The 2974-nt window shown below is 54.7% G+C and carries 2 protein-coding genes; both read left to right on the top strand.

Annotated elements, in window-relative coordinates:
- Nucleotides 1-1629: FlgK family flagellar hook-associated protein (locus B3Y70_RS10970; protein ID WP_288589797.1), on the top strand; the 1629-nt coding region annotated here is incomplete at its 5' end.
- A 16-nt stretch (nucleotides 1630-1645) separates the two neighbouring features.
- Complete coding sequence (gene flgL, locus B3Y70_RS10965; RefSeq protein ID WP_014421747.1) at nucleotides 1646-2878, top strand: flagellar hook-associated protein FlgL; 1233 nt, start codon at nucleotides 1646-1648, stop codon at nucleotides 2876-2878.
- The last annotated feature ends 96 nt before the right edge of the window (nucleotides 2879-2974 follow it).

Here is a 2974-nt window from a genome sequence, read left to right as displayed (position 1 = left end):
TTGAACCAGGAGTTCATCCAGCAGCGCGAATCGGTAAAAACCCAGATGCAGCAGGGCGTGAAAGATGCCAATACTCTGCTGAAGAGTATCGCTGAACTGAACCTGGCTATTTCTGAATCTCCGGGCCTGGCCCAGGGCAAGGAGCCCCTGGAGCTGATGGATAAGCGGGACGAGAAGTTGCGCCAGTTGTCTGAGCTGGTGAGCATTCGGGTAACGGAGGTTGAAGGCAGCCAGGTGAATGTGTCCCTGTCTAACGGTCTGGCTTTGGTTACCGGCGCCAACGCCGCAGAATTTGCGACCCGAAGCAGTGCGGAAGATCCCACGCGGCTGGAATTTACGCTCTCCAGTGGTGGGCGCACCCTGCTGGTGGATGAACAGATTCAGGGCGGAAAACTGGGTGGCTTGCGTGCCTTTGATGAAATGGCCCTGAAGCCCGCCTTCGATGAGCTCGGCCGGCTGGCGATTGCCATCTCCTCGGCCATAAACCATCAGCATGAGATCGGGATGGACCTCGAAGGCGATCTCGGCGGTAACTTCTTCAGTGATGTGAACAGCCTCGCCGTACAACGCAGCCGGGTGGTGCCGAACGGCAATAACGACCGCACCACCACCGGCCAACTGGCCGTTGAGATTACCGACAGTTCCCAGTTGCCGGCTGGTACCTGGGAGCTGCAGTTCAGTGGTGATGGGCGCAGCTACGAGTTGATCGATACCATCTCGGGCGACACGGTGAAACAGGGCCGGCTTCCAGACCCGGTGCAGTCTGAAATCAACATGCCGGGCTTTAACATTCGTGTTGAAGGTGGCGAATTCAACGCAGGTGACAAGTACCTGATTCAGCCCAGTCGCAATGCTGCCGAAAACATGCAATTGAACATTCGGCGGGAGGAGGATCTTGCTTTTGCCAGCCCCGTTCGTGCGAGTTCCGATGATGGCAATCTGGGCACCGGCACGATCAACCAGGGCAACATGCTTAATGTCCGTAATCCCAATACCGGTGCTTTGCTGGATGACTTCCAGAATTCCGGTCAGTTTGCAGATGGTCCGATTACCGTAACCTTCAGTAATGATGGTGCGGGCAATATTACCTATGAAGTTGCCAACGATAGCGGCGTACTGTTTACCAGTGCCGCGGTGGACAACGATGGGGATGGAACACCGGATGTCTATGATCCCCAGAAGATCAATCAGATTTTCAGTACTCGTCCGGAAGACGAATCCAATGGTCAGTATCGGGGGTTCGTTTTCGAGATAACAGGTGAGCCCGCAGACGGTGATGTATTCACCATCGACTTCAACCGCAATGGCGTTTCTGATAACCGAAACGCCGAGCTGATGGCGGCCCTTGGAACCAAGAATACCCTGAATGGCGGTTCCCAGAACTTTACCGAGGGCTATGCCGGCCTGGTAGAGGATATCGGGGTGAAAACCCGTCAGAGCCAGTTGGATAAAGATGCCGGTGCAACGCTGCTGGAGCAGTCCACCAATCAGCGAGAATCGGTCTCGGGCGTCAATCTGGACGAAGAGGCTGGCAAGCTGATTCAGTACCAGGCTGCGTACAATGCATCGGCCCAGGTTATGTCTGTGGCGCAGGATCTTTTTAACACGTTGCTGCAGAGCTTCCGTTAAGGCGAGGTGATGTCACATGATCAGAATATCATCACAACAGATTTTCTCCGGCGGCATTAATCGTCTGCAGGACATCAACAGCAACCTGATTGATACGCAGCAACAGCTATCGACCGGTAAGAAAGTGAACAAACCGTCGGATGATCCGGTGGCGGCCGCTCGCATTCTGAAGCTTGACCAGGAGCTTCAGCGTTCGGAAACCTATGGTCGGAATGCCAATCTTGCCGATAACCGCCTGAAGCAGGAAGAAAGCACCCTGGCCAGCGCCGTGGACATTATCCAGAGGGTGAGGGAGCTGACGGTTCAGGCCGGTAATGGTTCTCTGTCTGCCAATGATCGGCAGTCCATCTCTGCCGAACTCAAGGAGCGTCTGGGTCAGCTCGCCAATATTGCCAATACCCGGGATGCGTCAGGAGAGTATATCTTCAGTGGCTTCCAGGGTAGCACTCCCGCCTTTGCTCAGAATGACGATGGCAAATGGGTTTACCAGGGAGACGAAGGGCAGCGGGTTCTGGAAATTGATGACGGTGTGACCGTTCCCATCAGTGATCACGGTAAAGGCATCTTCGTAGACGTAGCCAAAGGGGTTTTCGCTAAAGGATCAACCTCTGTGGATGGATATATATCCGATCTCGAGTTTGTTGCACCCAAGGATATGACAGACGCTTTCAGCCCCAGGGTGCCTGACGATTTTGATATCGCCGTCACCGCCAATGGAGCGGGCGACCTGGAAATATCAGCCTCCTATACACGAGGTGGAACCACCTATCCTTTGGCCGTTGAGCCAGCGGGCGCCCTGGTTGGCGACGAGTTTCAGGTTGCAGGGGTGAAGTTAACGATTAACGATGCGCAGGATGGCGATACGTTTACGCTGGGCGTGAATGATAAACAATCTGTCTTTGGTACCATCGAGAACCTGATTGCCGGCCTGGACGGAATTTCCAAAACAACGCCCAAGAGCAGTGCCGAGTACGATGCGCTGATCGCCGAAACCCTGGTCAATCTCGATAACGCCCAGGAGTCGATCATTCTCAAGCAAACCGAGCTTGGTGGCCGGCTCAACGCAGTGGAGTCCACCACCGCGTTTCTTGAGGATTCGGAACTCTACACCAAAGAGATTCGTTCCCAGCTACAGGATGTCGATTACGCCGAGGCCATCAGCAACCTCAGTTTCCAGAGCTTCGTATTGCAGGCTGCTCAGCAGTCGTTTGCACAGGTTTCCCAGCTGTCCCTGTTCGATCGACTCTAATTCACTGTGCCGGCGGGTGATTTTTGCCTGCCGGCTGGTTGCTTTCGGGCTCTGGCTCAGTATAATCCCTCCCACTCTCCGATGGCGGCGTGGTGA

It is taken from the genome of Marinobacter sp. UBA5687 (genome assembly GCF_002420325.1).
Classification (GTDB): Bacteria; Pseudomonadota; Gammaproteobacteria; order Pseudomonadales; family Oleiphilaceae; genus Marinobacter; species Marinobacter nauticus.
This window is presented reverse-complemented; position numbering and strand designations above follow the sequence as displayed.